Origin of the sequence: Kitasatospora nipponensis (assembly GCF_039528135.1) — a bacterium.
Classification (GTDB): Bacteria; Actinomycetota; Actinomycetes; order Streptomycetales; family Streptomycetaceae; genus Kitasatospora; species Kitasatospora nipponensis.
Genome location: NZ_BAAALF010000287.1, coordinates 5,085 through 7,307, shown reverse-complemented (window position 1 = coordinate 7,307; position 2,223 = coordinate 5,085). Strand labels below are relative to the sequence as shown.

Genomic DNA, 2,223 nt, shown 5'->3' with positions numbered 1-2,223 from the left:
CCACCGGTGGCAGCGCGGGCGGCAGCGGGGGCACCGCGGGCTCCGGCGGGGGGTCCGGCGGCTCCGCGAGCCCCGGCGGGCCGGCCGAGCCCTCGCCGAGCGCGGGCCGGCCCTCGGCGGCGCCGTCGGACTCGGCGGCCCCGGCTCCCACGCCCAGCGGCAGCGGATCCGCGGCAGGGGGTGCGGGTTCGGCCGCACATTAGCGAGCTGGCCAGCACATTTGCCTTCGGAGTGATGGCTCGTCTATGGTGGTAGATCGTTAGTTTGATCCATTTGATTGGCGCCCTATTCCCATCTGGCGCCCTTGGCGCGTTCCGGCGATCCGTGGCTGACCGCATAGAGGCGGTTGTGAACAGAACCCCGGACTTAGGCGCGTGCCACTTCCGGAAGGTTTTGCATGTCTCTCGTTGACGACGACCGCTTCGTCATGCCCTCGAACACCCAGGACGAGGCCCTCGCTGACGCCAACGTCGACTCCACCGACTTCTCGGCCGCCGAGCTCGTGGCCGACACCCTCGACACCATCGACTCCCTCGACGACGCCGTGATCGAGGAGATCGAGGAGGCGGCCGAGCCCGCCGAGCCGACCCTCACCTTCGGCGACCTCGGTCTGCACGACGACGTGGTCCGCGCCCTCGCCAAGCGTGGCGTGACCACCCCGTTCCCGATCCAGGCCGCGACCATCCCGGACGCGCTGGCCGGCAAGGACGTGCTGGGCCGTGGCCGCACCGGCTCCGGCAAGACGCTGAGCTTCGGCCTGCCGCTGCTCACCCGCCTCGCCGACGGCGAGCGCACCAAGCCCAAGCACCCGCGCGGCCTGATCCTGGTGCCGACCCGCGAGCTGGCCATGCAGGTCGCCGACGCGCTGGAGCCGTTCGGCTCGGTGCTCGGCCTCAAGCTCAAGGTCGTCTGCGGCGGTACCTCGATGTCCAACCAGATCTACGCGCTGGAGCGCGGCGTGGACGTCCTGGTGGCGACCCCGGGCCGCCTGCGTGACCTGCTGAACCGCAACTCCGCCAAGCTCGCCGACGTGCAGACCGTCGTGCTCGACGAGGCCGACCAGATGGCCGACATGGGCTTCCTGCCCGAGGTCACCGAGATCCTCGACCAGGTGCCGGCCGGCGGCCAGCGCCTGCTCTTCTCCGCCACCCTGGAGAACGAGATCGACACCCTGGTCAAGCGCTACCTGAAGAACCCGGTCACCCACGAGGTCGACCCGTCGGCCGGCGCGGTCACCACCATGAGCCACCACATCCTCGTGGTGAAGCCCAAGGACAAGGCGCCGATCACCAACGCGATCGCCGCCCGCAAGGGCCGCACGATCATCTTCGTGCGCACCCAGATGGGCGCCGACCGGGTCGCCGAGCAGCTGCTCGAGGCCGGTGTGAAGGCCGACGCGCTGCACGGCGGGATGACCCAGGGCGCCCGTACCCGGGTGCTGGGCGACTTCAAGGACGGCTACGTCAACGTGGTCGTCGCCACCGACGTGGCGGCCCGCGGCATCCACGTGGACGGCATCGACCTGGTGCTCAACGTGGACCCGGCCGGCGACCACAAGGACTACCTGCACCGCTCCGGCCGCACCGCGCGGGCCGGTCGCTCCGGCGCCGTCGTCACCCTGGTGCTGCCGCACCAGCGCCGTGGCGTCTTCCGCCTGATGGAGGACGCGGGCGTCGACGCCAGCCGTCACATCCTCGACCACGCCTTCGACTCCGAGGTCGCCAAGATCACCGGCGCCCGCTCGCTGATCGAGGTCCAGGCGGAGAGCGCCTCGGGCATCGCCGGTGCGGCCGAGCGCGAGGTCGCCGACATGGCCCGCCAGCTCGAGCGCGCGCAGCGCCGGGCGACCGAGCTGCGGGAGGAGGCCGACCGCCTCGCCGCGCGGGCCGCGCGCGAGCGCGCCGAGCTGGGCATCGAGGACGAGCCGGTCGTCGAGGCCGAGGCCGGCGCCGTGACCGACGCCACCGAGCCGGCCGTGGCCGAGGCCGCACCGGTCCGCGAGGCGCGCGAGGAGCGGGCCCCGGCGTACCGCGAGGCCCGCAACGAGCGCCCCTCCTACGGTGACCGTGACCGCGACAGCCGCGGTGGTGGCCGTTCGTTCGGTGACCGTGACAACCGTGGTGGCGGCTTCAACCGCGACCGTGACGACCGTGGCGGCAGCCGTTCCTTCGGTGACCGTGACAACCGTGGTGGCGGCTTCAACCGCGACCGTGACGACCGTGG

General features: G+C 72.2%; 1 protein-coding gene. It reads left to right on the top strand.

Features of this window, described 5'->3' with window-relative positions:
• Positions 1–397: 397 nt before the first annotated feature.
• Positions 398–2,223 (top strand): DEAD/DEAH box helicase (locus ABD323_RS38415; RefSeq protein ID WP_344446745.1); only part of this gene is annotated, 1,826 nt, incomplete at its 3' end.